The sequence below is a fragment of the Arminella tubonensis genome (genome assembly GCF_003240585.1).
Taxonomy (GTDB): Bacteria; Pseudomonadota; Alphaproteobacteria; order Rhizobiales; family Rhizobiaceae; genus Rhizobium; species Rhizobium tubonense.
On sequence record NZ_PCDP01000002.1, the window covers coordinates 96,985 to 122,937 of the forward strand.

The 25,953-nt window shown below is 60.0% G+C and carries 21 protein-coding genes and 5 pseudogenes; 13 read left to right on the forward strand and 13 right to left on the reverse strand.

Annotation, left to right across the window (positions count from 1 at the left end):
• Positions 1-141 precede the first annotated feature (141 nt).
• Positions 142-546 (forward strand): annotated as a pseudogene (locus tag CPY51_RS03835) (zinc-binding dehydrogenase); the annotation flags it as partial.
• A gap of 58 nt (positions 547-604) precedes the next feature.
• Here the strand turns inward: CPY51_RS03835 and CPY51_RS03840 are convergent.
• On the reverse strand, positions 605-784 hold the full coding sequence (locus tag CPY51_RS03840; RefSeq protein WP_244598416.1) for a hypothetical protein: 180 nt from the start codon (positions 782-784) through the stop codon (positions 605-607).
• A gap of 119 nt (positions 785-903) precedes the next feature.
• On the opposite strand from CPY51_RS03840, the gene CPY51_RS03845 reads away from it, so the two are divergent.
• Positions 904-1,596 (forward strand): SDR family NAD(P)-dependent oxidoreductase, encoded by a 693-nt coding sequence (locus tag CPY51_RS03845; RefSeq protein ID WP_244598418.1) that lies wholly within the window; start codon positions 904-906, stop codon positions 1,594-1,596.
• 104 nt (positions 1,597-1,700) lie between these two features.
• Positions 1,701-2,797, forward strand: a pseudogene (locus tag CPY51_RS03850) (NADH:flavin oxidoreductase/NADH oxidase).
• Positions 2,798-2,924: 127 nt separating this feature from the next.
• Here the strand turns inward: CPY51_RS03850 and CPY51_RS03855 are convergent.
• From CPY51_RS03855 to cbiE, 3 genes are all read right to left on the reverse strand, one after another.
• Positions 2,925-3,152 (reverse strand): DUF1403 family protein, encoded by a 228-nt coding sequence (locus tag CPY51_RS03855; RefSeq protein ID WP_244598434.1) that lies wholly within the window; start codon positions 3,150-3,152, stop codon positions 2,925-2,927.
• Positions 3,153-3,415: 263 nt separating this feature from the next.
• Complete coding sequence (gene cobM, locus CPY51_RS03860; protein ID WP_111158734.1) at positions 3,416-4,180, reverse strand: precorrin-4 C(11)-methyltransferase; 765 nt, start codon at positions 4,178-4,180, stop codon at positions 3,416-3,418.
• A 16-nt stretch (positions 4,181-4,196) separates the two neighbouring features.
• Positions 4,197-5,429: a precorrin-6y C5,15-methyltransferase (decarboxylating) subunit CbiE gene (gene cbiE, locus CPY51_RS03865; protein ID WP_111158735.1), complete on the reverse strand. Its 1,233-nt coding sequence runs from the start codon at positions 5,427-5,429 to the stop codon at positions 4,197-4,199.
• Here cbiE and CPY51_RS03870 point away from each other — a divergent pair.
• Entirely contained in the window at positions 5,428-6,198 is a 771-nt protein-coding gene (locus CPY51_RS03870) for a cobalt-precorrin-6A reductase (protein WP_111158736.1), read from the forward strand. The genes cbiE and CPY51_RS03870 overlap by 2 nt on opposite strands.
• Here CPY51_RS03870 and CPY51_RS03875 read toward each other — a convergent pair.
• From CPY51_RS03875 to cobF, 5 genes are all read right to left on the reverse strand, one after another.
• Positions 6,162-6,926: a precorrin-3B C(17)-methyltransferase gene (locus CPY51_RS03875; RefSeq protein WP_111158737.1), complete on the reverse strand. Its 765-nt coding sequence runs from the start codon at positions 6,924-6,926 to the stop codon at positions 6,162-6,164. The genes CPY51_RS03870 and CPY51_RS03875 overlap by 37 nt on opposite strands.
• A complete protein-coding gene (locus CPY51_RS03880; protein WP_111158738.1) occupies positions 6,923-7,660 on the reverse strand; it encodes a precorrin-2 C(20)-methyltransferase in 738 nt (245 codons plus the stop codon). Before CPY51_RS03880 ends, CPY51_RS03875 begins: the two co-directional genes overlap by 4 nt.
• The gene (locus CPY51_RS03885; RefSeq protein ID WP_111158739.1) at positions 7,657-8,289 is read right to left on the reverse strand and encodes a precorrin-8X methylmutase; all 633 of its coding nucleotides are present in this window, start codon (positions 8,287-8,289) and stop codon (positions 7,657-7,659) included. Before CPY51_RS03885 ends, CPY51_RS03880 begins: the two co-directional genes overlap by 4 nt.
• 2 nt (positions 8,290-8,291) lie before the next feature.
• Positions 8,292-9,704, reverse strand: coding sequence for a precorrin-3B synthase (gene cobG, locus CPY51_RS03890; RefSeq protein WP_111158740.1), 1,413 nt, complete (start codon positions 9,702-9,704; stop codon positions 8,292-8,294).
• Positions 9,705-9,790: 86 nt separating this feature from the next.
• Entirely contained in the window at positions 9,791-10,561 is a 771-nt protein-coding gene (gene cobF / locus CPY51_RS03895; RefSeq protein WP_111158741.1) for a precorrin-6A synthase (deacetylating), read from the reverse strand.
• Between the two features lie 200 nt (positions 10,562-10,761).
• Here cobF and repA point away from each other — a divergent pair, with 200 nt between their 5' ends.
• The 3 genes from repA to repC all read left to right on the forward strand — a co-directional run bounded on the left by repA (position 10,762) and on the right by repC (position 14,322).
• Entirely contained in the window at positions 10,762-11,961 is a 1,200-nt protein-coding gene (gene repA / locus CPY51_RS03900; RefSeq protein WP_111158767.1) for a plasmid partitioning protein RepA, read from the forward strand.
• Positions 11,958-12,953, forward strand: coding sequence for a plasmid partitioning protein RepB (repB, locus tag CPY51_RS03905; protein ID WP_111158742.1), 996 nt, complete (start codon positions 11,958-11,960; stop codon positions 12,951-12,953). The genes repA and repB overlap by 4 nt, the downstream gene beginning before the upstream one ends.
• Positions 12,954-13,107: 154 nt before the next feature.
• A complete protein-coding gene (gene repC / locus CPY51_RS03910; RefSeq protein ID WP_111158768.1) occupies positions 13,108-14,322 on the forward strand; it encodes a plasmid replication protein RepC in 1,215 nt (404 codons plus the stop codon).
• A 269-nt stretch (positions 14,323-14,591) separates the two neighbouring features.
• Here repC and CPY51_RS03915 read toward each other — a convergent pair whose 3' ends face one another.
• Entirely contained in the window at positions 14,592-15,014 is a 423-nt protein-coding gene (locus CPY51_RS03915) for a MerR family transcriptional regulator (protein WP_111158743.1), read from the reverse strand.
• A 72-nt stretch (positions 15,015-15,086) separates the two neighbouring features.
• Between CPY51_RS03915 and CPY51_RS33105 the strand changes: the two are divergent.
• Positions 15,087-16,871 (forward strand): annotated as a pseudogene (locus tag CPY51_RS33105) (heavy metal translocating P-type ATPase).
• A gap of 12 nt (positions 16,872-16,883) precedes the next feature.
• On the opposite strand, the gene CPY51_RS03925 reads toward CPY51_RS33105, so the two are convergent.
• The 3 genes and pseudogenes from CPY51_RS03925 to CPY51_RS03935 all read right to left on the reverse strand — a co-directional run bounded on the left by CPY51_RS03925 (position 16,884) and on the right by CPY51_RS03935 (position 20,861).
• A complete protein-coding gene (locus tag CPY51_RS03925) occupies positions 16,884-18,752 on the reverse strand; it encodes a glycoside hydrolase family 15 protein (protein ID WP_244598420.1) in 1,869 nt (622 codons plus the stop codon).
• An 88-nt stretch (positions 18,753-18,840) separates the two neighbouring features.
• Positions 18,841-19,653, reverse strand: a complete 813-nt coding sequence (locus tag CPY51_RS03930) for a TIM barrel protein (protein WP_111158744.1) — start codon at positions 19,651-19,653, stop codon at positions 18,841-18,843.
• A gap of 181 nt (positions 19,654-19,834) precedes the next feature.
• Positions 19,835-20,861: pseudogene (locus CPY51_RS03935) on the reverse strand (LacI family DNA-binding transcriptional regulator).
• 347 nt (positions 20,862-21,208) lie between these two features.
• On the opposite strand from CPY51_RS03935, the gene CPY51_RS33110 reads away from it, so the two are divergent.
• From CPY51_RS33110 to CPY51_RS03960, 5 genes and pseudogenes are all read left to right on the forward strand, one after another.
• Positions 21,209-21,766, forward strand: coding sequence for a hypothetical protein (locus CPY51_RS33110; protein ID WP_244598422.1), 558 nt, complete (start codon positions 21,209-21,211; stop codon positions 21,764-21,766).
• Positions 21,759-22,651 (forward strand): annotated as a pseudogene (locus tag CPY51_RS03945) (nucleotidyl transferase AbiEii/AbiGii toxin family protein). The gene CPY51_RS33110 and the pseudogene CPY51_RS03945 overlap by 8 nt, the downstream one beginning before the upstream one ends.
• 351 nt (positions 22,652-23,002) lie before the next feature.
• The gene (locus CPY51_RS03950) at positions 23,003-23,905 is read left to right on the forward strand and encodes a DUF3991 and TOPRIM domain-containing protein (protein WP_111158745.1); all 903 of its coding nucleotides are present in this window, start codon (positions 23,003-23,005) and stop codon (positions 23,903-23,905) included.
• 298 nt (positions 23,906-24,203) lie between these two features.
• The gene (locus CPY51_RS03955; protein WP_244598424.1) at positions 24,204-24,497 is read left to right on the forward strand and encodes a hypothetical protein; all 294 of its coding nucleotides are present in this window, start codon (positions 24,204-24,206) and stop codon (positions 24,495-24,497) included.
• A 636-nt stretch (positions 24,498-25,133) separates the two neighbouring features.
• Positions 25,134-25,718: a hypothetical protein gene (locus tag CPY51_RS03960; RefSeq protein ID WP_111158770.1), complete on the forward strand. Its 585-nt coding sequence runs from the start codon at positions 25,134-25,136 to the stop codon at positions 25,716-25,718.
• Positions 25,719-25,953 lie beyond the last annotated feature (235 nt).

A 25,953-nucleotide genomic window follows, 5' to 3' on the forward strand; every position in this document is an offset into this window, starting at 1 on the left:
ATAGCGCGATCAAGTGTGCCGTGAACCGGCCTTGACATGCTGCCCAGCGCTCAGCATCAAGGCTGGCTTTCCGGAAGGCAAAGAGAGCCATACAGATCGGACCGAGAGGGCTAGTGCGCAGACCTTGCAGGTTGCCCAGCAAGCCTCGGCGCGGATGTGGTGATCGACTATACGAGCCAGGACTTCGAGAAAGTGCTCTCCGGCTACGATGTCGTGCTGAACAGCCAGGATCCGAAGACGCTTGCGAAATCTTTGAACGTCCTGAAGCCGGGCGGCCACCTCGTCTCCATTTCGGGGCCACCGGACCCGGCCTTTGCCGAAGCTCTTGGGCTGAACCCGCTCCTGAAGCTCGTCGTCCGACTGTTGAGCCGCAGCGTGCGCAAGAAGGCTAGGAGCCGCGGCCTTCACTATTCCTTCCTGTTCATGCACGCCGATGGTCGGCAACTGGAGCAGATTGCCGGGTTGATCGATGGCGGCGCCCTCCGCCCCGTCGTCGACAAGATATTCCCCTTCACCCAGACGCCCGAGGCAATTCCGTTGCTTTGAGAACGAGCTACCACCGGCCCGCAGGCGATCGGCTCTCACCGCGCTTAGAAAATGGAGATCAATCTTTCAGCCTGCGGTGGGCCTCATAGGCTTCCAGGAATTCCGGAGAGGCGACGTCATCGGCCAGCACGCGAAGCGCAGCCGCGGAAGGGCCAAGCACGACCTCAACGCGCTGATTGGCGTCAGCCCAATGGACCAACGCCTCGTGCAGAAGATGCTCTCCAGACGTCGTTAGCATGGCATGCTTCGTGCGGCCATCATGTTCGTCAGGTATGAGCTCGACGAGCCCCTCTCGGACCAGCGGACGAAGCGCATGGGTCAGAGCACCTCTCCGAAAGGGGCTATGACCTCATTCTCGTGGCCCGTCGCTCCGATCGCCTGAAGGCACTCTCGGACAAACTGCGTGCTGCCCACGGTACGAAAGTTGAGGTCGTGGAGGCCGACCTGACGAAAGATGCCGACGTCACCCGCGTCGAAAAGGTGTTGAAGGCAAATCCTGCTATCACGCTCCTCGTCAACAACGCCGGCAACGCGAGGCTCGCTCCGGTCGCCAAGACTTCCGAGGAAGACGCGGCTGCGATGATCGCACTCAACGTCACCGCGCTCACACGCCTCACTCACGCCATTCTGCCGGCGTTCCTCGCCCGCAACGAGGGCGCGATCATCAACGTCGCTTCGGTCCTGTCTTTCCACGCACTGCCGATCAGCGCGATCTACAGCGGCACCAAGGGCTATGTGATGAACTTCAGCCGGGGCCTGCAGCAGGAATTGGCAGGGACTAATGTCCGCCTGCAGCTCGTCATGCCCGCATCTACGGCAACCGAACTCTGGGACTTGGCAGGCGTGCCATTGACATCGCTCAACCAGACAGCCGTTATGATGTCCGAAAATCTCGTCGATGCCGCCCTGGCCGGTTTCGACAAGGGCGAAGACATCACGCTGCCATCCGTTGCCGACACTACTTTCTGGGACAAATTCGACGGAGCCCGATCCCAGCTGTTCGCCGCGGCTCAGACCGGCGAACCTGCACCCCGCTACCGCTCCGCCTAAGCCAGCAGTGTAAAACCCAATAGATCGACCGCATCGGTAATGCATGCGCCAGCGGGCGTGAGCAGGCCATGCAGAAAACCTGCTTTCCTTATTGAGGAGAACCAATGCCCAACTTATTCGACCAGTTCGCGCTGAAAGGTGTCACACTGCGAAACCGTATCGCGGTTTCCCCCATGTGCCAGTACTCCGCGATCGATGGCGTCCCCAACGACTGGCACCATGTTCATCTCGCAAGCTTGGCGCGTGGTGGCGCGGGCCTCGTCAACGTCGAAGCCACCGCCGTCTCGCGGGAGGGCCGGATCACACCGGGCTGCACCGGTCTTTGGAACGATGAGCAGGCCGAGGCCTTTGCACCGATCGTCGCGAGCATCGAAAGGCCGGCGCCGTCGCGGGTATCCAGATCGGCCATGCCGGCCGCAAGGCCAGCGCCAACCGGCCCTGGGAAGGCGACGATCATATCGCCGACAATGATCCGCGCGGCTGGGACACCATAGCGCCATCCGCCATTGCATTCGGGGGCGGCCTGCGGAAGGTGCCACGAGCGATGACGAAAGCGGACATAAATCGCGTTCGTGGCGATTTTGTCTCTGCCGCGATCCGCGCGCGCGACGTTGGATTCCGCTGGCTCGTGTTGCATTTTGCCCATGGCTATCTCGGCCAAAGCTTCTTCTCGTCGCATTCGAATAAGCGCGACGACGAATATGGCGGCAGTGCCGATAACCGCGGGCGCTTTCTCCTCGAGACCCTAGCAGCCGTTCGTGGGGTCTGGCCCGAGGATCGTCCGCTGGCGGCTCGCTTCGGCGTGATCGAGTTTGACGGCCGTGACGACGAAACCCTGCAGGACGCGATCGATCTTGTGGGGAAATTCAAGGTAGCCGGTCTCAACTTCATCGATGCCAGCCTCGGCTTCTCGACCCCGGCCGCCAATATTCCCTGGGGCCCGGGGTTCATCGCGCCATACGCCGAACGGATTCGGAAAGCCACCGGCCTCCCCGGCTCGGCGAGCTGGAACATTACTCAGCCGGAGCAAGCGGACGAGCTCATCCGCAGCGGACAACTCGACCTGGTGATGATCGGCAAAGCGATGCTCGCGGATCCGCATTGGCCATACTCAGCCGCACGCAAGCTCGGCGCCGAGCGACCGTCGTGGACATTACCGGCCCCCTACGCACATTGGCTCGCATCCTACCGCGCGGCCTGAATGATCGGGGCCTTCGACATTGTTCGAAGGCCCCGCTTTCTGGAGTTCGATGTTCCAGACGCCGTTCGAGTTCAGCGCGAAGGAATGGTCCGATCTCGGCGAGACGCTGACTGAAGAAAAGCGCCGGCTACGGTGAATTCTGCCCGTAGGATGTCACCAGCCGGTCGAACAGCCGCCGGCTCAATCGGTCGCTCGTCGTCTTGCCGGTCTTCGCCGGTTGCGCATCCTCGCTGATCAGGATCGCCACCATCCTATCGGCTTCCTTGCCGGGCAACTGCGGTGCCACGGCGATCAAGCGCAATGCGGGGCGGGACAGCTCGGCAAAGATCCAGAGCCGCGGCGGCGCTGCGCGCATAGGCAAGTTGGCAGCCGTCGCGCCAGGCCTCTGCCCTGCTAGGTCAAAATCGGGTGCCGAGTTTCGGCTTAACGCTTCAATTGAAATCGGGACGTAAAAAGCCACACACAGCCAGCGCGGTTCGGCGTCCTGATGTTCAGGTCTGGAGCCGAATGCTATCCATTTGCTTCGTAGATGAATATTCTCCATCTGGAAGTCAATCGATAGTTTGCTTCGTCTATCGGCTGATCACCTAATATTGCTTCACCATGAAGAATTCGACGCTACATACGATCCCGGCCTCGGAATCTCCGCTGATAGGCGGGATCGTAGAGCGAACTTTCCTGAAAGTCATTGGTGCCCAGCGACGGACCGACGAAGATGATGGCAGTTCGCTCGATCGGCTCCGCCGCCACCTTCGCTTCTATATCAGCAAGTGACCCTCGGATAATGCGTTCGTCCGGCCAGGAAGCCTTGACGACGACGGCGACCGGACAATCCGCTCCGTAAAGCGGCGCCAGCTCATCGACGACCTGCCCGAGCGCGTGGATCGCCAGGTGAATAGCCAGCGTTGAGCCAGTCGCTCCAAATTTGGCCAAGGATTCGTTTACTGGCATTGGTGACGCCCGTCCGGAAACACGCGTCAAAACAAGGCTTTGGGCAATGGCCGGAATTGTCAGTTCACGACCAAGTGCAGCTGCAGCCGCCGCAAAGGCCGGAACACCTGGCGTGAGCGTATAGGCGATCCCGTGCTTTTCCAGCCGGCGTATCTGTTCGGCAACGGCGCTCCAGACGGAAAGATCACCGGAGTGAAGCCGCGCGATGTCTTCGCTGGATGCTTCAGCCTTCAGATATTCCGCTTCTATCTCGTCGAGCGACATCGGTGCCGTGTCGATGATCCGCGCACCTGGCGGGCAATATTGCAGCAGATCCGGCGATACGATCGAACCGGCATAGAGACAGACTGGACAGGCAGCGATCAGGTCGCGACCGCGCACGGTAATAAGGTCCGCGGCACCTGGGCCGGCACCGATAAAATTCACCGTCATTCGCTTCTTTTCCCTCTTAAGGCTTGATCCAGGACCATTGCGTCACAGGCATTGCCGGGCGCCATCCGGTCATGGTTCCGACCGGAACCGCCCGCGCGATATCGATGCGGATCAGGGACCCTCCCCGCTTCGCCTGCTCCGCGAGAAGCAGCGCTTCCATTTCCGTCGTGACGGCGTTGGCTACAAGCCGGCCACCAACCCGCAACGCTGAAATTGCGGTGTCCACGACGCCCGGATGGCTGCCTCCGCCGCCAATGAAGATCGCATCAGGCACTGAAAGGCCCGCTAGCGTTCCTGGCGCTTCACCTTCGACGATGACAAGTCCAGGGACACCTAGACTACAGGCGTTCCGCCGTATGCGTGCCGCACGTTCGGCCGACATCTCGATTGCGATTGCCCGCATGGACGGGTCGGCCAGCATCCATTCGATACCGATGGAGCCGGACCCGGCGCCGATATCCCATAGAAGTTCGCCGTGCCGCGGCGAAAGCGACGACAGCGTGATGGCGCGGATTTCGCGCTTGGTTATCTGTCCATCATGTTCGAAAAGCGCATCGGAAAAGCCCGTTGCGAAGGGCAGAATGCGGGCCCCCGCGTCGGAAATAACATCGATGGCGCAAACGTTTAGCGGATTTATATCCCTCAGCGAAAATTCTTCAGCTTTTTGCGAGGAAAGACGCTCCCGCGGGCCACCCAAGGCCTCCAACACGGTGACCTGCGACGACCCAAAGCCGGCTTCGACGAGCAAACTCGCAAGTTGGGCAGGTCCTTGACCATCCGAAGTCAACACCAGGATTTTTCGGCCTTTATGGAGATATGGGCGGACCAGATCGAGCGGTCGCCCATGCAACGAAACGGTGGCTACAGTCTGCAAGGGCCAGCCAAGGCGTGCAGCAGCCTGGCTGAACGAGGATGCAGCCGGGATGACCTTCATCTCTTCGCAAGCGACAAACCGCGCCAGGGTGGCACCTACGCCGTATAAAAACGGGTCTCCGGACGCGAGGACCACCGTTGGCATGCCGCGGCGTGCCAGGATAAGATCAATTGACCGTTCGAATGGACTGAGCCAGCTTTGCGCTTGGCCGGTCATCAATTTTGCGACAAGCTCAATATGTCGAGTACCACCAAAGAGGACCGGGGCGCGGGAGATCAGGTTCTTGGCTTCGTCGCCAAGTCCGACTGGACCGTCCTCGCCAAGGCCGATAACAGTGAGCCATCGTTGTGGGGTAGCAAAAGGCGTCTCAGGCATGGGCAGGACCCGTATTCTTATCCTCGGCGGCACGACCGAGGCGCGTGCGCTTGGGGAAGCCATTGCGCCACGTTTCGATTTCGATGTGATGCTCTCGCTTGCCGGTCGGACTGCGGATCCCCTGCCATTGCCCGTTCCTGTTCGTCTTGGCGGTTTCGGCGGCATCTACGGCCTTGCAACCTTTGTCAAGCAGCAACGAATCGACCTGTTGATCGACGCGACCCATCCCTTTGCCAATAGGATATCCGCAAACGCAGCGGCGGCTGCCAAAATCGCCAATGTGCCGGTATTCGCCTTGCGACGCGATGCCTGGACACCTGTCAAAGGCGACCGATGGCAGTCGGTCGAGACCGTGCAGTCGGCTGTATCGGCGCTTGGTCAGTCTCCCCGCCGCGTCTTTCTGGCAATCGGTCGCCAGGAGGCACACGCGGCCGACGCCGCACCGATCCATCACTATCTTGTCCGCAGCGTCGACGCCGTCGATCCACCGCTGCTGGCACCTGATGTGAACTATCTTCTCGCCAGGGGTCCGTTCGAGCTCAACGGGGAACTGCGACTGCTGCGGGATAATCGCATCGACGTCATCATCACAAAGAACAGCGGCGGCGCCGCAACCTATGCCAAGATCGAGGCTGCTCGCCTGCTCGGTATCGAGGTGATGATGGTCGAGCGTGCCAGCGCTGCCGATGTGCCTTCTGTCGGGACCGTGGAGGCTGCGCTGCGCCATATCGATCACCTCGTCGCGGCTGCGATGAAGCGCGGAGTGTAGACGAGATCGCCTCTCCCCAAACGGTGAATGATGCGCGTCTCGGCTGATCCAATGATGACGCATGTCGCCATATCGGCAGTTGATGCCTCCGCGTCCCTAAGCCGACTAACAGTAATCCGCTCGTCCTTACGCCCCGCAGCGCGCCCGAAGATGACGGGGGTTTCCGCCGGAAGAATTGCACGCAGAATATCGAACGCTTGGGCGAGCTGCCAGGGCCTTGCCTTGCTGATCGGATTATAAAGCGCGATAACCAGACCCGCCTGCGCCGTCAGCTTGAGCCGATTCTCGATGATATCCCAAGGCTTTAGGTTGTCGGACAAGGAAATCGCGCAGAAATCGTGGCCAAGCGGTGCGCCGATGCGTGCTGCGACCGCGAGCATCGCCGTGATCCCGGGTACAACGACGAGATCGACGTCTTTCCATGCCTGGGGCCCGTGATCGATCGCCTCACAGACGGCGGCCGCCATCGCAAACACGCCGGGATCACCGCCCGAGACGATGCAGACGTTCGCCCCCGCTGCAGCCCGATCCAGCCCTGCCTTCGCCCGATGCAGCTCTTCACGATTGTCGGAGATGTTGCGCTTCTGGTCCGGTCGCAGCGACAGGCGGTCGAGATACGGGCGGTAGCCGAAGAATTCAGCCGATCTTTCCACCGCTGATCGCGCTTCTGGCGTCATCTGGTCCGGGCTACCGGGGCCGGTGCCGATTACAAAGACGCGGCCGCTCATGACTTTTCTTTCCAGCCGGGAACCAGGATCAGCGAAAAGTAAGGGGCCTCGCTATCGTCACGCTCCGAAAGCTGTATCATCGCTTCGTTCTTCATCGTGCCGCGCTCGACATACACAGCCTCGCCCAGCCTTCCCGACGTTTCAAGCGCCCGCCGGATCTTCGGCAGGTTACGCCCGACTTTCATGATGACGGCAGCCTCGGTGTCGCCAAGACGTCGCGCCAGCTCCGCCTCGGCCATGGTGCCGGGAAGCACCGAGAGAACGTCGTCGCCCTGCACGATCGGAACGCCGGCAAGCGACCAGCAGCCCGACATGGCGGTGACGCCAGGGATAACTTCCGCCGAATACCGCGCCGCGAGCCGCACGTGCAAGTGCATATAAGACCCGTAAAACAGCGGGTCACCCTCGCTGAGAATGGCGACTGTCCGCCCGGCATCGAGGTGATCGGCGACCGCTTTCGCCGAAGCGTTGTAGAACTCGGCGATCTGGCTCTTGTAGCTATCCTCCCGTGTCTCAATCTCCGTTGTAACAGGATAAAAGAGCGGCAACAGCGTGACTGTCGGGCTTAAGAGGTGCTCGACGACAGCTCGTCCGTTGCCATTGCGGCCCTGTTTGGCGAAATAGGCGACAACGTCCGCGCACTTGAGCGCCCTCACCGCCTTGACCGTCAAAAGTTCGGGATCGCCTGGACCGGTGCCGACGCCAATCAACCGCCCGGTTTTACCGGCGGTCATAGGCCCCGCCTCGCCAAGGCGTTGACGGCGGCTGCGGTGATGGCGCTTCCGCCCAAGCGTCCGCGAACGATCGCATAGGGAACGCCGTAGGAATTTTCGGCCAGCGCGTCCTTTGATTCCGCCGCGCCGACGAAGCCGACCGGCATGCCGATGATCGCCGCAGGCTTCGGCGCCCCGTCACGCAGCATCTCCAGGAGATGAAACAGGGCCGTAGGTGCATTGCCGATCGCAACGATCGCACCGGCCATGCGTCCTCCCCAGAGGTGCGTCGCAGCTGCGGAACGCGTGTTGCCGGTCTGCTTAGCGAATTCCGCGGTACGAGGGTCGTGCAACGTGCAGATCACTTCGTTTGCAGATGGCAGTCTTGCGCGGGTGACGCCGTGAGCAACCATCTCAGCATCGCAGAACACCGGTGCGCCGTTGGCAAGCGCTGCTCTCGACACGGCAACGAAGTCGGAGGAAAACTCAAAATACGCCGCTGCTTCGACCAATCCACAAGCATGGATCATCCGAACGGCAATATCAGCCTCGTCCTCGGAGAACCGGGAAAGATCGGCTTCGCCACGAATAATCGCGAAGGACCGCTCATAGATGGCGTTCCCATCGCGGATGTAATCATACTCCGGCATTCCTACCCCTGTTGCAGCGCTGTAACGATATCGTCGGCGGTCAGCCGTTTAAGGCACCTATTCGCCGATTCGCCAGCCTCTTTCTTATCATGAACCAATCGAGCAATCCCTCGGAGAGCTGATGGAAGATCATTTGTGCCGATATACGCCAGAGGTGCCGCTGATGCGACCCCGTTTACGACAAGTCCATAGCCTGTTGGCGTACCAACGACCGTGAGCGCCGCTGGGCTGGGATGCGCGCAGCCCTTCGGGCAACCAGAAAAATGAACCCTGATGCTTCCGTCGAGGAACTCTCTGCCCGCGTTGAGCAATTCGGTCGCCGCAGCCTTCGTCTCGTAGAAGCCCGAAGCGCAAGCCCCTGCTCCGGCGCAGGTCGCGATGTGGCTGGCCGGATCGGCCGGGTCGGCGCAAAGCCCAAAGTTGGCCGCGGCCAACTTTGCCGCCTTCGCCGCGTCTTCGGTTAGGCCGAGCAATAGCATCGCGTGCCCAGCGGCCATGCGAACCTCCTTTGCACCATAGCTCCCGACGAGATCGGCAAAGGCAATCAGATCGGCCGCGCGGATCTGACCAAAGCTCAGTCGCAGGCCCAGCGCCACCCTGCCAGCGGCCAGCCGGTGCAGCCCGACCGGCGATTGCTCGCGTTTCGAATATGTGGGAGGCCCGCCAGCTCGAGAAAAGAGATGGCCAATCGCCGTGGCATCAAGCTGCCGCCCACGGGCGCGCGGTCCACGGCTCGCTAACACTTTCAGTAAATCGAGAACCGCCGGAACGACGCGCGCGCACGATATCGTGCCCAGGAACCGGGCACTTCGCCCCGTTCCTCCAATAGCGATAATCCAATCCGGCATCCCGGCGGATGAGCGGACGGCTTTCAATCTTATGTCGGCAGACACCGCGTCGAGCCCAAGCAGCCCGCCGCCATCGATGATGATGGCAAGTTTCGGCGCCACCACAAGCGGGGCTTCGAGCGCGACAATCGCCTTGCGAAGAGCTGCCGCCATGTCGCGCGCGTCGGCTATCTCTTGCGGATCAATGCCCGAAAGTGGGCCGGTTTCTATTGCCACGCCCGTTTCCGGTATGATCCGAGCGCGGTCGATGTCCTCCGAAAGTGCCTGTACTGTCTGCGCTTTCAATCCGCGCAGCTGCAAATTGCCGCGCGCGGTGATTTCGATGATCCCGTTGCCCCTCCTCGCCGCCGCTTCGGCGAGCAGCCGCATCTGGGAGAGTGTCAGACCGGCCGTCGCCGGACGCAACCGGACGAGGAGCCCGTCTCCGGTCATCATCGGCGTCGAAAGCGAGGGGCAGGCCCCTCTTGTGTAAGCCGAAGTCGGACTGGGAGTCTCGGAAGAGCAAACGGGGGCAATCCAAGAGCCGACACCGGCCTCTCTGATTGTCTGCCCGTTGATGACGGTCATGCGAACACCCTTCCTCGAAATCTCCTTACATGATCCCACCGACCTGGCAAACACTTTGACCATTTCGGCGAAGGAAGGCGCGCGGTCTATTCCTCGAAGTCGTGACCCTTCCGCAAGAGATAGATATCCATGATCCATCCATGCCGGGCCCGCGCCGCCGCGCGCGTGGCAATAATCTCGTTTGAAACGTCGGCCAGACGCCCGGCGATCAGGATCTCATCCGACGTTCCGACATAGGCTCCCCAATAGATGTAAGCGTCCGGATCGTTAATTTTCGCAAACGCCTGCTCTCCGTCAAGCATGACGACAGCACTATCTGCAAGCCCAGGAAAGCTTTCCGCAAGCCGCCGCCCCGTGGTGATCTGGACGGATTTGCCGACGAGATTAAGCGGAATCCTGTGGCTGGCCGTCAAGGCCTGGATGCTGGTGATCCCGGGAATCACACTGTAATCGAACGCCACATGGCCCCGCTGCTTGACACGCTCGATGATCCGGATCGTGCTGTCGTAAAGGCCCGGATCGCCCCAGACCAAAAATGCCGCAGTGCCACTATCCGGGATGCTTTCGATCAAAAGGTGCTCATAGGTCGAGGCGATGCCGGCATGCCAGGCGTCGACGCTTTGCGTATAGCTGCGCTCGAAGGTGTCGCGGCTGCTCACGGCATAGTCGATGATTTTGACGCCGACAGCATTTATGTATCGCGTGCAGATATCTTTCCTGACATCGGCAAGCTTGGCTTTTGCTTCTCCCTTCGAGGGCACGAAGACGACGTCAACCTTGTTCAAAGCGTTGATCGCCTGAACCGTCATATGCTCCGGATTGCCGGACCCGATACCGATGATGTAGAGATGTTTCACGGACAGACCCTCGTCTCAATTGCTGTTTGCAGCAAGCTCGCGCAGATTTCAAGAGCCGCTCGCCCCGCCCCAACTGCGTCTGGGACGTCAATTTGGCCCTGAAGACAGGCTATATTGCTGCCAATCCCGAATCGTGTCATTTTCAATACGCTTTTTGACGATATGCTGACAAAAAAGCGCATCGAAAAGGAATGAGTGTTTTGGACACCTTAGGCGTATCATCTACGGACGTGAGAATTGAGCGGCACGCGACACAGCTGTCGCGGCAGCTGAAGCTTCTGCGGGAAAAACTTTTCCCGCCTTTGTCGCAAAAGGCACTTCGCACGTTCACGTCAGGCGAGGCCGCGCAAATGGTCGGCGTTTCCGATGGCTATCTAAGGCAGCTTTCGCTCGATGGCAAAGGACCGGCACCGGAAACAACGACGAGCGGGCGCCGTTCCTATACCCTCGGTCAAATCAACGAACTTCGTCACCACATGGCGAAGGTAAAGCCAAAGGACGCAGGAAACTATGTCCCGCGGCGACGTCCTGGGGAAAAGCTGCAGACAATCGCCGTCACCAATTTCAAGGGCGGCTCGGCCAAGACGACAACGACGCTGTATCTCGCGGAATATCTGGCGCTGAATGGCTACCGGGTGCTGGCGATCGATCTGGATCCGCAGGCTTCGCTTTCGTCGATGCTTGGTCTACAGCCTGAATTCGATCTCGAAGAAGGCGATACGCTTTACGGCGCCATCCGCTACGACGACAGCCGGAAGCCGCTGCGCGATATCATCCGCAAGACCTATTTCGAAGGCCTCGATCTTGTGCCGGGGAACCTGGAACTTATGGAGTTCGAGCACGAGACCCCGCGGGCACTTTCCGACCGCCAGCGCTCAAGTGGCGAAATGTTCTTCAAACGCGTTGGCATGGCGATCGCGCAGGTCGAAGACGACTACGACATTGTCGTGATCGATTGCCCGCCTCAACTTGGCTATCTGACACTTGGCGCAGTATGCGCGGCGACATCACTACTCATTACCATCCATCCGCAAATGGTCGACGTCGCTTCGATGTCGCAATTCCTGCTGATGACCTCGGACCTCCTTTCGGTTGTCCGAAAGGCAGGTGGCGATCTCCAGCACGACTTCATCAAATATATCGTCACCCGCCATGAACCGTTTGATGCGCCGCAGTCGCAGATCGTAGCGCTGTTGCGCAGCCTCTTCAGCGACGACGTTCTGACGGCGACGATCCTGAAGTCGACGGCAATCGCCGATGCCGGCCTGACAAAACAGACGCTCTACGAGATAGAGCGCGGACAGGTCAGACGGTCGACTTATGATCGCGCACTGGAATCGGTAAATGCAGCCAATGGCGAAGTCCTGGCAAGCATCCATAAAGCGTGGGGGCGCACATGAGCAGACGTGACCGACTGAAGGGGCTTTTCAACGATTCGGCGCAGGAGTTGGCCGCGGCCAACTTCGACGTCTCGGCGCGCGGACCAGCGGGTCCGGTACGGTCGATGGCATTGACGCTTGGCCGGATGGAAGAAGAAACCCGGGCGATGCAGGAAGCCTTGCTGTCCGGCGAACGGATTGTCGAACTCGATCCGGACCTGGTGGATGTCTCGTTCATTCGCGACCGTCTGGGTGATGCCACGCTTGATCTCGACGACGAGCTTGTTCAATCCATTGCCGAAAACGGCCAGGAAGTTCCCATTCTTGTCCGCAACCATCCGACATCCGAAGGGCGATACCAGATCGCTTATGGACACCGCCGCCTACAGGCAGTCAAACTGCTCGGGCGCAAGGTGTTTGCGATCGTGCGAAAACTCGATGACGTCGACGTGGTCATCGCCCAGGGCATAGAGAACTCCGCGCGAAGGAACCTCTCCTATATCGAGCGGGCAATCTTCGCCTCCAATCTCGAGAGTGGCGGGTTCGATCGACCGGTGATCATGAAGGCCCTGGCCACCGATAAGACCGAGCTCTCCAAGCTGATCTCGGTCGCAAAGGCCGTGCCAACCGATATCGTCAAGGCGATCGGCGCATCACCTGGGATCGGGCGCCGTAAATGGATTGCGTTGGCGCAATCGATGACCGGTCAGTCGGTCGCAAAGCTTTACAAGTTGATAGAAAGTGACGCCTTCGAGAAGATCGATTCCGATCGGCGCTTTGAGTTGGTCGTCAGCGAGCTGACCCGCAAACAGGCGAAAGCCGAGCCGAAAGAATATGAGTGGAAGCCAAAAACCGGTGAGCGTATCCGCGGCGTCATCAAGGCCAGCGAGACCTCATTCACCTTGGCCCTGAAGACAGCTGACGCGCCTGCGTTCGGCGACTTCCTCTCAAGCCGTTTGGATGAGCTCTTTGCAGCTTACCAATCCGATAAATCGAAGAGAGCAGGAGACTAAACCGCAAAAGAAAAAAGCCTCCGAACGTTGCCGTCGCGGAAGCCTTTCTCATATCTGGACAATCTGAGATTCGCACTTCCTCGAAATACTGTCAAGCGTATTGGGCACCAATTTTGGTGAGCTGATTTCTTTTGCCTTGGAAAAGGCGATGGAAATGCAAATTGGAAGTGTAACGACGCCCTTTGGGCGGCGGCCGATGACGCTTGGCATGTTGACGAATCAACTCAATGCCCGCGAGATGACGCCAACAAAGTCAGTTGATAAATGGAAGCTGTTCCGTTCGCTCTGCGAAGCAAGGAAAGTCATCGGCGTTTCTGACCGGGCGCTTGCCGTGCTCAACGCACTGCTGAGCTTCTATCCAAAGACAGAGCTTTCCGACGAGAACGGCCTAGTCGTGTTCCCGTCCAATACGCAATTGTCCCTTAGAACGCACGGAATGGCCGATACGACCTTGCGTCGACATCTGGCAGCTCTGGTCGACGCCGGCCTTATTTTCCGTAAGGATAGTCCCAATGGCAAACGATATGCCCGCAAAGGCAGGGGAGGGGCAATTAGTGTCGCTTTCGGGTTCAGCCTTGCGCCATTGCTTGCCCGCGCGCAGCAGATAGAGCAACTTGCCGCCGAAATGGTCGCCCAGAGGCAATTGGACAAGCACCTGAAAGAACAGGTTTCCCTTTGCCGCCGCGACATAGCCAAGCTGATCGAAGCAGCGCGTCATGAGGGTATTGCTGGCGATTGGCAAGACGTGCAGCTTCAGTTCGATGCCCTTACCGTCGCTCTGCCGAGGTCTCCACAGACAGCCGAACTCTCAAGCTTGCTCAACAATCTCGAGGCTTTCCGCGACGAGATCGTTAAATGCCTCGAAACATACGTAAATGCGTCAAATGAGAGCGCCAATGACAGCCATATTGGCGGGCATATACAGAGTTCAGATACTAATCCTATATCTGAATCTGAACGCGGGGTTCCAACCGGAGCAGAACCTCACGATCCTGCGATAAAGCCCAAGAGCTTGCCACTGAGCAAAGCTTATTCGCTCGACATGGTGCTGCAGGCATGCCCTGAGATCGCCATGTATGGCCCAACAGGCTCGATCTCGAGTTGGCGAGACCTGATTGTCGCAGGACAAGTCGTTCGCTCGACGTTGGCCGTCAGTGCCGCCGCCTACCAAAAGGCTTACGAGGTCATGGGGCCGGAAAATGCGTCAACGGTCATTGCCTGCATTCTCGAAAGGGTCGACCAGATAAGCTCGCCGGGCGGATATCTTCGCGATCTAACCCGGAAAGCCGAAAGTGGAGCATTCTCTCTCGGGCCAATGCTTATGGCCTTGCTGCGCGGCCGGGCCAACAATGCAAAACTTGCGGCGTGATGCATGAATACCGATAGGAACCGCCAAGCAGCCAATAGGAAGCCCGATCGACGCGTATGCTTGACGGAAATGAAGGATAAGTTGGCTTCCTTAACGGAGCGAAACAAGCGTCAGGTCAATCGTTTGAAATTTCGATCGACAGGCAATGAAATCGCGACAAATCTCGATCCCGGCCATTCGCTTCTGATCGACACTATAGCAGCAATTTCGAGATTTCCAAGAAGGGCCAGGCACTTAGATGCAGCCAAGGTAAGCAGGAGAGAGGTCGATCAATGATGAACATGCGCGCACTGGCTATGATCGGCCAGCACCTCAATGACCCTACATTGCTCGACACGACCATGCCCGCATCCTTCAACCATCAATTCGAGCTCGCCCTTCAGAGCAGTGAGGCTTCGAATTCGCTGCTCAACCTCAATAAGGCGAGCCTTGGCGATGCCGTCCGCAGACGCGCAGGATTGATGCGGGTCGTCTTGGAGCGTCAACAGCGTGCGAATGGCATCGATATCGAAGCCGAGTTCACGCGCATGTCGGATGAAGGAAAGCCTGCGGAGATCCGACGGCTCATAGCAGCGCTGGTTACCTTCGCTGCGGTCGGGCGGCACAAGCAGGCCGATGCTTTCATAGTAGCGAATCGTCGGTACCTTGACGCCGCTCTTTCGGGCTGCATCGCCGATTGTGATCTTTTTCATATTTTTCCTCTAGCACCTCTAGTCACTAGAGTGATGTAGGAAAGATGCTTCTATTTGACAAGGAAGCGGATGATGGCTGAGGCAACGCAGACAAGATACCGAGTTGGTGGCATGGATTGCGCCTCCTGCGTCACCAAGATCGACACAGCCGTTCGGCGCATCCCGGGCGTTGAAGACGTATCTGTTTCGGTAACGGCAGGCACGATGACAGTCCGTCACGATGATACCAGCGATCTTGTGGCGTTGGAAAAGAAGCTAGCCAGCCTCGGTGCTCCGCCTCTTCGCTGCTCGCCAAGGCTGCCAAGCCTTCAGTGCATTCGCATGGACACGCTGCCGACAATCATCGCGGTTGTCGATCACGCGACGCATGACCATGACGAAATTGAGATCAAGGGCCTTCCCGGGCACGACCACACTCCGATGGCCGGCCCGTGGTGGGAAACCGATAAGACGATCATGTCGGGCTTGGCGGTCGCTGCAGCCTATGTAGCCGGCCACTTCGTTCCGGTGATCGAGCCTATGCGTTCGTTGCTGCGATGCTGGTCGGACTGGTGCCGGTCGCCCGGCGCGCAGCCATGGCCGCGCTTGCCGGAACGCCGTTCTCCATCGAGATGCTGATGACGAGTGCCGCCGTCGGCGAACTGCTGGAAGGCGTCGCGGCGGGCAAAGCGCGGGCAAGCATCCAGTCCCTGACAGCCCTCATGCCGAAAAACGCCCTTCTCGAGGAACATGTCAAATAAAAAAATACCGGTGGAAGGTCTCCACTTCGGCGACATCATACTGGTTCGTCCTGGCGATCGCGTTCCGGCGGACGGCGTTATTCTCTCGGGCGAAAGTAACATCGACGAGGCGCCGGTCACGGGCGAAAGCACGCCTGTGGGCAAAGGCGTCGACGAAAAGGTCTTTGCCGGCACGGTCAATGGCGATGCGGCACTGCGCATCCGGGTCACGGCAGCTGACCCGACAATACGATCGCGCGCGTCGTGCAGTTGGTCGAGGAAGCCCAGGAATCCGAGGCACCAACCGAACGATTCATAGACCGGTTCTCGCGCTATTATACGCCTGGCGTCGTTGTCGTCGCTGCTCTGGTCGCAGTCGTTCCACCGATGCTGTCAGCGGGCCTTGGGGCGAATGGGTTTACAAAGGGCTGGCGACCCTTTTGATTGGTTGCCCCTGCGCTCTGGTCATCTCGACACCGGCGGCGATCGCGGCTTCTCTTTCGGCTGGCGCGCGACGCCGCCTCTTGAATTGCCGCGCTCAGCGGCGAAGGTAAGACCGTTTCCATCCTGATCGTTGGCAAGGTTCTGGCTGGCGCGATTGCGATGCCCGACGAGGCGCGCGGATGCTGAAGCCGGGCTGAAGGCTCTGACCGAAAGCGGCGTCAAGATCGTCATGCTGACCGGCGACAACAACCGCACAGCCTCGGCGATCGGCAGGGAACTGGGTATCGAAGTTCGTGCCGAGCTAATGCCGGAAGACAAGCGCGGATCGTTGGAGAGCTGCAAAAACAGGGTCCCATCGTTGCCAAAGTCGGGGATGGCATCAACGACGCGCCGGCCTTGGCAGCCGCCGACGTCGGCATCGCCATGGGCGGAGCGGCAGATGTGGCGCTGGAAACGGCCGATGCGGCCATCCTTCACGGCAGGGTTTAGCGACGTGGCCAAGATGATCGGTCTGGCGAAGCGCATTATGGGGAACATCCACCAGAACATCGCCATTGCCCTCGGGTTGAAGGCGGTGCTCCTGGTGACGACGACCGCCGGGATAACAGGACCTTGGCCGGCTATCCTGGCTGATACCGGCGCGACCGTGTTGGTGACAATGAATGCGCTGCGCCTGTTGCGGCCCGTGCGGTAGCTGACATTCAGCTCAGGCGCGCCACTGGCCAAAGTGGCCGTCGAGCGCCCTATCGAGATAGAAGGCGGCGCTGATCAGAGCCAGATGTGTGAAGGCCTGCGGGAAATTGCCGAGAAAGCGGCCGCGCGCATCGAACTCCTCCGGGTAAAGCTGCAGATGGTTGCTGTAGAGAAGAAGCTTTTCGAAGTTGATACGCGCCTCCTCGAGGCGCCCGGCACGGGCAAGGCACTCGACATACCAGAACGAGCAGGCAGCGAACGATCCTTCTGATCCTTCGAGGCCATCGCCCTTCTTGTAGCGCATGACGAGACTGTCGTCTGCCAGTTCTCGGGCAATCGCGTCGAGTGTCGCAAGCCATGCCGAGTCGGTCGCGCTGATGAACCGCACTAGCGGCATCATCAGTATGGCGCCATCAACCTCGACGCTGCCCTTGCTCTGAACAAAATGGCCTTTCTCGACATTCCAGAAATTTTCCCAGATGTCCTCGCTGATTGCGTTGCGGGTGTCTATCCAGCGCTCGAAGGGCGCGTCCAGCGAGCGCTTCTCGGCAAGGCGGATGGCACGGTCAACCGCGACCCAGGCCATCAGCCGAGAGTGCAGATGCTCTCGCGGCTCGCTGCGGATCTCCCATAGCCCGGCGTCCGGCAGCCGCCACGTCTTGCAGACATGCTCGACGACGCGGGTCACGCCGAGCCAGCCGGAATGCGAAATGGCCTCGCCGTATTTGTTGCTGATATAGATGGAATCGAGCAATTCGCCGTAGATGTCGAGTTGCAGCTGTCCGGCCGCATTGTTGCCGATGCGGATCGGCGTCGCTCCACCATAGCCGGCCAGATGGTCCAGTGACGCTTCCGAATATTCCTCAGAGCCATCCATCTTGTACATAATCTGCAGTCTGCCATCCTCGCCCGCCTTCGCGCGGTCGGCCACCCAACGGGTAAACGCCATTGCTTCGTCCTGATAGCCGAGCCGCATAAGCGCATACATCGAGAAGGAAGCATCGCGTATCCAGGTGGCGCGATAGTCCCAGTTGCGCGATCCTCCCGCCGATTCAGGCAGTCCGAATGTCGCCGCCGCGGCGATCGAACCATATTGATGTGACGTCAACAGCTTGAGCGTCAACGCAGAGCGCGTCACGGCGTCGCGCCAGCGGCCACGATAGTTGGATCGGCTGGCCCAAGCCTGCCAATAACGCGTCGTGGTTTGAATGATCAGTGTTATCTGGTCTTCCGTCATGAGCTCGCCTTCGTCGTTCTCGAAAACGAAGTCTGCTCGCTCGCCCGCCTCAAGCTGGAACTCGGCAACAACTCCGCCTTCTATCGCGGTAAGGTCGATCCGTCCGCTCAACCGAAGCGACATACCATCGCTTCCGGTGAATACCGCTACGTTGGCGTTGATCACCACTTTCGGTATGTCGCGGGCATAATCGAAGCGTGGCAAGCATCTCAGCCTTACAATCACGCGGCCGCGGGTTGCTTGGACGCGGCGCACGACGTGGCCGAGGCAAACGCCATCGGCGCCGGGCGCCGGCATCAAGTCGATAATTTCGGCGCTCGAATCCTCTCCCAGCCAGCGCGTCAGCAGCACATTGCTTTCCGGCAGGTACATTTGCACCGTCCGCGCTTGTTCGATCATCGGCGCCAATTCGAAAACGCCTCCTCTTTCCGGATCGAGCAAGGCTGCGAACACGGTCGGACTGTCGAAGTCGGGCCAACACAGAAAATCAATAGCACCATCGGACGCAACTAGTGCCGTGGTGCGCAGATTGCCGATTACGCCGTGATCCTCGATTGATCGTGGGATCGGCACGGAGCGCGACTTTGTTGCCACCTCGCGCTCTTGGCCGTTGCCTTCAGGCAGTTCCTCGATCTGGTTTTTCACGCCGCAATCCTTTCGAGCCGAATTATCAAAACGCTTCGGCTCGAATTTGGTTGCGTTAATCGAGGACGGACGGAGAGCGTTGATCTGGCTAGGCGCCTGAGGCCAGATAATCCATGCTCGCCTTCAGCGCTACCGCGGGTCGCTCAAGCGCATGTACATCGGGTGCAAACGGCTCAAAGGAAAACGGGCCGATATATCCGGCTTCGCGCAAGGCCTTGATCTGCCCCAAATTGTCCAGGCGGTCGTTTTCGTCGACGAGCACACGATGTGGATCGCGCATGTTTGCGACGGACACATCAGGATCGCTGACGCCTGATATGTGCACCAATCCGGTCATGCGGGGAAAGGTCGCGGTTTCTCCTGCGAGATGATGATGAAATGTGTCGTGGACAAGCTTGAATGTCGACTGCGCCCCAAGCTGCTCGATCGCAGCAACCGCTTCGGTCTTGGAGCTGAGCGAGCAGATTTCGAAGCCGAGCGGCTCGACGAGACCGATGATGCCGGCAGCATCGAGCAACAGCTTCAGCGCCTGAAGTGCCGTTCGAAGATTGGACTGGCGGGCGCCATCTTCCTTGCCGCTACCGTCGTTCACCGGGACTAATACGAGCGCCTTGGCGTCGGAATCCCTTGCGTAGTCGATCAAGGTCTTGGCCTCTTCGGCACGGGTGTCGTTCCATTCGTTGAAGCGCTGCAGGGCATTGATCGAGATGATCGTCACGCCATGACGGACAGCCGCGTCCTTGATGGCCGCCGCCGGTGTTCCATCGAGAATGGCGTTGCCCGAGAGGTCGTTGCGGATTTCGACGAAATGGACATCCAGCAATTTGGCCATCGCAAAAAAATCATCGATCGGCATGGACGGTGCGCACATGTGGTTGAGCGCAAAGCGAATGGAATTCATTTTTGGTCTTTCCTCTACTCAACTCGCTCCGATCGTCGAAAAAAGACGATCGATCGCGCAGCTCTCCGTTCAATGCGTACTGAATAAATCAGCAGCAATCCATGTCGGAACGTCTTACCCATCCCTCATTGATGATAGAAATCATTTCTTCCTGACGGAATTCTCTCATCTGACCGACGCCTTAGATATTTTCGGAGATGAATATCTCGAACGGTAAAAATGATTGTCCAGGCACGGCGGCATCGCCACGCTCCACTGCGTCGATCATCAACGCCATCAGTTCCTTGCACAAGGCGGGCAGCGGCGTTCCGATAACCATGGTCACCACGTCGTCTGCAAGAGCGGCTTTCGATTCGGGCGTCAGTTCACTGACGACGGCGACGAGCTTGCCGGCCAGACCTTCCTCCCGAATTGCTGAGATTGCGCCCTCCATCCCCCCACCGCAAACATAGAAGCCGATCAGGTCCGGATGTTTCTGCAGCAGGTTCAGCGAACTCGTGAGTGATCTCGGCGGTCTCCAGATTGACCAGTGTGTCCAGGACCTCGAATTCCGGGGCGTTCTCACGGAAATAGGAACGGAATCCGATCTCACGAAGTTCATACCCGTGAAAGCGATGGCTGCCGACGAAGCAGGCAACCTTTCCCGGTTTGCCGGCTGATTTGGCGATGAGCCAGGCAGCAGTTCGCCCGGCCTTGCGGTTGTTCAGTCCTGCATAGGCGTTGCGAACGCCCGTTGCCAGATCGGAGAGCAGCGAGAATACCGGCACGCCGCGTTCCTTCAATTCTTCGACGACAGCCGACACCGCGGGATAGTCCGGTCCCACCAGCGCCACTGCCTGACAGCGAGACGAAACCGCCTTCAGCTTTTCGATGATCGCCACCGGTGTCGAGGCTGCAGAGAATTCGATCTGTATCTGGATGCGCGCGCTGGCCACCGCCTGCGCCGCTATTTCCAGTTCTCTTGCAAAGGACTGATAGAAGGCCTGATTGGGTTTCTGCAGAACGATACCGAATCGGTATTGAGGTAGATCCTCGAAGACGCGCTGTCGTAGCAGCCCGATGGCATGATAGCCGATCGATCGTGCCGCATCGTAGACCCGCAGGGCCGTCTCCTCCCGCACCCGATGGCGACCGTTCAACACACGATCGACCGTGGCAACACTAACGCCAGATGCCTTGGCCAGGTTTGAGATGGTAGGACGGCGCATGATGTCTCCTGAGGGCTTCCATCATTATTATTACGCTTCAATTACAACTAGCGCATGCATATTATTCAATTTGGTGAGCGTCGCCATATAATTTTAGACTCGCGTCAGTCAAAATTAGATTCTGCACCCACATTCGTAGACTCTGGGTATCCTAGGGTCCTACCCCCGACCGCTTTGCCCAATCCTCGTTAGGATCGCGGTGATCTCTTGTATCTCGTGATTGCGCGGCTGAGACAGCGCAGCGGCGCTTGACGCGAAGTCTTCATGCATCTTGGTCAAGCACTCTCGCCCCGCTTCCGAAATGGCGACGACTACAACTACTTCGGGTGCAAGCCGAGGACGGTAGCATGATCCCGCGCCCCTTCAGCTTCCAGCGCGTCCGTCCGATCCACGCAGAGCCGGCTCCCGGCTATTTCAGTAGGCTGACAGAGTACAAGAGTTCGATTTCGACACCGGCCTATGCGGTTGATGTCGGATTGGATGTCAATTTCCGAATTCCGGAATTGCTCGAGAGCCTCTTTCTCCTACCGCTGTCCGGGGGGAAAGGGCATCGCTGCTGCATTGGACGCCTACTACCAATTCTTGTCACGTCCTCTGAATACCAGATCGACGACTGTCACGATCTGACCGCAAACAGAGCAAACGCGGGAGGGCCGAACCGGGCGTCAGGCGTGAGCAGAAAGATGGAGCCCGCATCCGTATTAGCTCTCCGCAACGAGCAGACGACGAGACTAATGACTGGCGGCTGTCTTCCGCCACGCAAAGAGAGGTTCCAGGACGACTATTGCAGGCTATACAAAGAGCTGCGCGAGGCGACGCCCGGCGAGATTGCCAGGCAGGCTGAACGAGGAACGGTCGCCACCGTCGTCCGGCCCTATCTCGAGGGGCTGACCGCCAATGGCTAAGGAGATCAAGAACGTCGGCGCCTCGGTCGGCGCCCGCCTGTTGCAGGTCTCCAGGGCGAGCGGCCAGACCGTCGATCTTGTCCTCACCCGCTTCGCCTGGAGCGGCTGCTCTTCCGGCTCGGCCAGTCACCCCACGCCGACCGCTTCGTGCTGAAGGGCGCGATGCTGATGATGAGCTGGTTCAACGATCCCCATCGCGGCACGCGCGACCTTGATCGGCAGGGCTTCGGCGATCCGAGCGCGGAGCCGATGCTGGCGAGGTTTCGGGAGATCCTGGCGCAGGGTGCTGCCGACGGCGTGGAGTTTGACGTCGATGCGCTCCGTGTCGATCGAATCCGCGAGGAACTCGAGTAGGGTGGACTGCGACTGCGGACAACAGCATCGATCGGCGGCGCCCGGATCAGTCTGACGATCGACATCGGCTTTGGCGATACGGTGGAGCCTGGCTCAGAAGAGCATGACTATCCTTTCAATACCGGACTTTCCCATGCCTCGGCTGCGTGGCTACGCGCGGGAAACACTCATTGCCAAGAAATTCCAGGCGATGGTGGCGCTGGGGCGGGCGGATACCCCGGATGGAGGACTTCTACGACATCTGGATTCTCAGCCGTTCGTTCAACTATGGCAACGATAGGCTGGCGCCGGCGATCGCGGCGACCTTTGCACGACGCGAGACGCCGATTCCTGAAGGCCTGCCTGATGCATTGACATCGGCTTTCGCTGCGGACGAGCAGAAGCAGCGGCAATGGCGCGCTTTCATCAAAGACGTTGCGCGCGATCCGGGTAATCTCACGAACGTCGTCGCTAGCCAAATTCCTGATGCCCCATGCCGCTTTCAGCAAGGACCGGCCAACGAGCGGTGTCATTCCCACCCTTGGGTCGTGAGATGTCCGCTCAGGTCCTCGCCTCGATCGGAGGCGGCGCCGGTGTCGCAGCGCGGTTGCCGAACGCGCAGGAAAATAGCCCATTTGGTCGTTTCAGGATCCGGGCGTCGCCCTTCGGGCCTGGCTGGCGGCAGAGCGGAAGCTCTTAGCCGGCTCTTCCCCCTCGGGCGGTCATCCCTGACGCGAGCGACACAGACCGTGCCGCTTGCGCCCCGCCGGCCGCAAGGGAAGCTTCGCCGCGTCCAACTCTGTCTCCAGTGCACCATCCCTCAGCCGCGCCCTTGCAGCCGTTGGCCTTCGCGGTGACCGGGGAGGGCCTTTGAATGTTCTGAGGCGGGAAGGATTGGAAAACATGAAAAGAGATGAGATTGAGAAGATCCGCGACCAGGTCTCCTGCGGCACGGTACTGCAGCAAGCGGGCTTCCGGGTCGATGTCAGGGAAAGCACGCCGCGCGCCGTCAAATACCGGCGCAGTGGCGAGATCGCCATCGTCACGCATGGGGGAAGGGGGTGGTTCGATCCGCTCTCCGACAATAAGGGCGATGTCTTCGGCCTGCATGCCTGGCTTCAGCCCGGCGATTTCCGGGCGACGCTCCAGGCGGTCGCCGCGCTCGCCGGCATCCAGCCCTCACAGCCTGCATGGGAGCCGCGGGGATTGCGCCGGACGGATGCTGACATCACGGCGCGCTGGTCTGCCCGCCCTGTCCTCAGCCACGGGTCCCCCGCTTACGGCTATCTCGCCGGCGCGCGGGCCATCCCGCATCATCAGCTGAAACTGGCAATAAACGCCCAGCTGATTCGCCAGGGACCTTTCGGCAGCGCCTGGTTCGCCCATCAGGATAGCGCGGGCCGAATTTGCGGATGGGAAGAAAGGGGCCCCCAATGGCGCGGATTTTCCTCCGGCGGCGCCAAAACGCTTTTCCGGTTTGGAAACCCGGCCGGCGGCAGGCTTTGCATCACCGAAGCGGCCATCGACGCACTCAGCCTGTCGGCACTCGACGGTCGCCGCGCCGATACGCTCTATGCCAGTACAGCTGGCGGTTGGTCGCGGGCGACCGAGAGCTCGGTGATGTTGCTTGCCGAGTGTCTCGATCTTGTCGTGGCGGCGACCGACCGCGATGGCCAGGGCGAAGCCTATGCCGACAAGCTGCGAGGCATCGCATTAAGAGCGAATTGTGGGTTTCAGCGCCTTCGTCCGTTCGGTGAAGACTGGAACGAGGACCTGAAGCAAAGGCGCAACGAGGAAGAGGATTGAAGGACGCCTGCCGCATGGAGTTCGCCGCATCAAGGGCAAGGCTTCGCCCGCCTACGCGGCCCCTGACGCGGGAAACCTCTAAGCGGCCGCGGCGGATGGGGTGATCAAAGGTTCGGAGATGAGGTCTCCGGCCAAAGCCCCAAGGAGAAAGCCGTGAGAAGCGTCCCAAACACGCAAAATCTACGTGGCAGTGGCTATGACCTATCCCGACCTGTTCACCGACTTCGAAAGGCGTCAGGCCGACGATATCTTGCGCAACGTCTATCCGGATGCATAGGAGGAAAAGCACGGCACGATTTTGCAGCCTGGCCAGTCCCGGAGCAAGGACCGAAACCGCTTCAACCTCGACAATGTGGGTCGCTGGGTGGTCGTGTCGGCCACTCTCTCCCGTCACCATCCAGGTTTCGTTGAATGTATTGCCACACTCGGCCGCGGACGGGCGCCCGCAGGTACCAGCGTCGCGCGCGAAGAGCGTCGCTACCTCGTCCTCGAAGACATCTACGACATCGGCGAATTCGCCTTCGTCATAGACGAGGGCCGTGACCAGCTCTACACGGGTCCGTCCAGCTTCATCGGCTGGAGCAAGCCGTGACAACCACCTCATACAGCGACGCATCGTCCCTGCAAGGCGAGGTGCAGGGCCTCCCGTCGGTCGAGAAGCCAGCTATCGGGCCGTCCGTCGCACCTGGACGATGCTGGTGAAAGCCCGCTTCGTCTGGCACAGATCCTCGCCACGCGCCGCTGCCAAAGGCGCATGAAGCTCGCCATTCAAAGCGCCCCGACAGAGGCTCCCTACCTCGAGCCTGACACCCGGAGCATCGGGCCGAACGACATCTCAATCTGACCCGTGACCGCTTCAGCCACTGCGGGGCCGGTTCGGAGCGCAGCACGGCATGCACGGTCATGCCATGCGGGCGTTGGCGAGTACGTCCAGCAGCACATTCGGCGCAGACCTCGGGTTTGCTGCGGTCTGAACCGGACGGCGACCTGGTCAAAGGCCGCCTCCCGCGCCGCGGTGCGGCAGGCCTGACGCCTCTAGCGCAAGGCGTTGCCGCGTTCGCAGCAGACCGCGGCTGCGGCCCGCAGCGCCCGCAACCCCACCTCGCTCATACGCATCGTCCTGACCTTGGGCCAGGCCGCTTCGCCGGTTCGTGTCGGCCGCACCCGGGGGACAGCGCCGAAGATGGCAACCACGGGCTTCGCTCAACCAACCCAGAGGACATCGATCATGGTATCGCTCAACCATTCCGCTCCGAAAACCCGGCCCGCTGCACAGCGCGCCACCACCCTGGAAATGGTGCGCCTCACCTGCCCGGACACGCCCCAGGCGCAGCGCATCTCCGAAAGCTTCGGCCTTCCCGTCGTCGACAGCGATGGCATTCGCGATCTTCATCGCAGCCAGCTTATTGACAGCGCCGAGGCGCTGAAGGATGGCCTGGCCGAGAAAGCCATGCAGATCCACATGCAACGTATCGTCGGCTCCTTCGTCGGTTCCGCCTACGGCGCCGGGCAGTTCTATAGCCGCTCGGTCACGGAAGCCCGCGACCTGACCTCCAAACTCTCCAACGACCACCGTGACGAAGACCTCTCGGGTCCAGTCGGCTTCGACAGCCGCGCCCAGCGCAAGCGCGAATTCGCTGCCGATATGGGCCTGCAGGCCCATGTGCTGCGGATGGCAGCCGAAGGCGCCGTCGCGGCCTACGAGGACATCACCGGCGAGACCTGGAAGCCGTACGAACGCTCCGGCACTGCCACCGCCCTTCCGTCGATCGATCAGAAAGCCGCTTCGCTGCAGATGTCGGCGTTCGACTGATCAGACGGGGGCGAGACCCTATTCTCAGAGACCAAGACCGGGCGCCCGGCACCCGGTCTTTTTGCCGATTGGCGGGCTTTGGCGCCCATCGCGGTTCGTCCCGGTCTCGCTCTAGCGTCGCCCGTAGATGGACGGTCGCAACGGCAAGCCGTCCTCCACTTTCGTTTCGGCCCGTCGGCAATGCTTCAAACTTTTAGCTTTGACGCCAACGGGTGCGCCGCCTCAGGTCGCCACC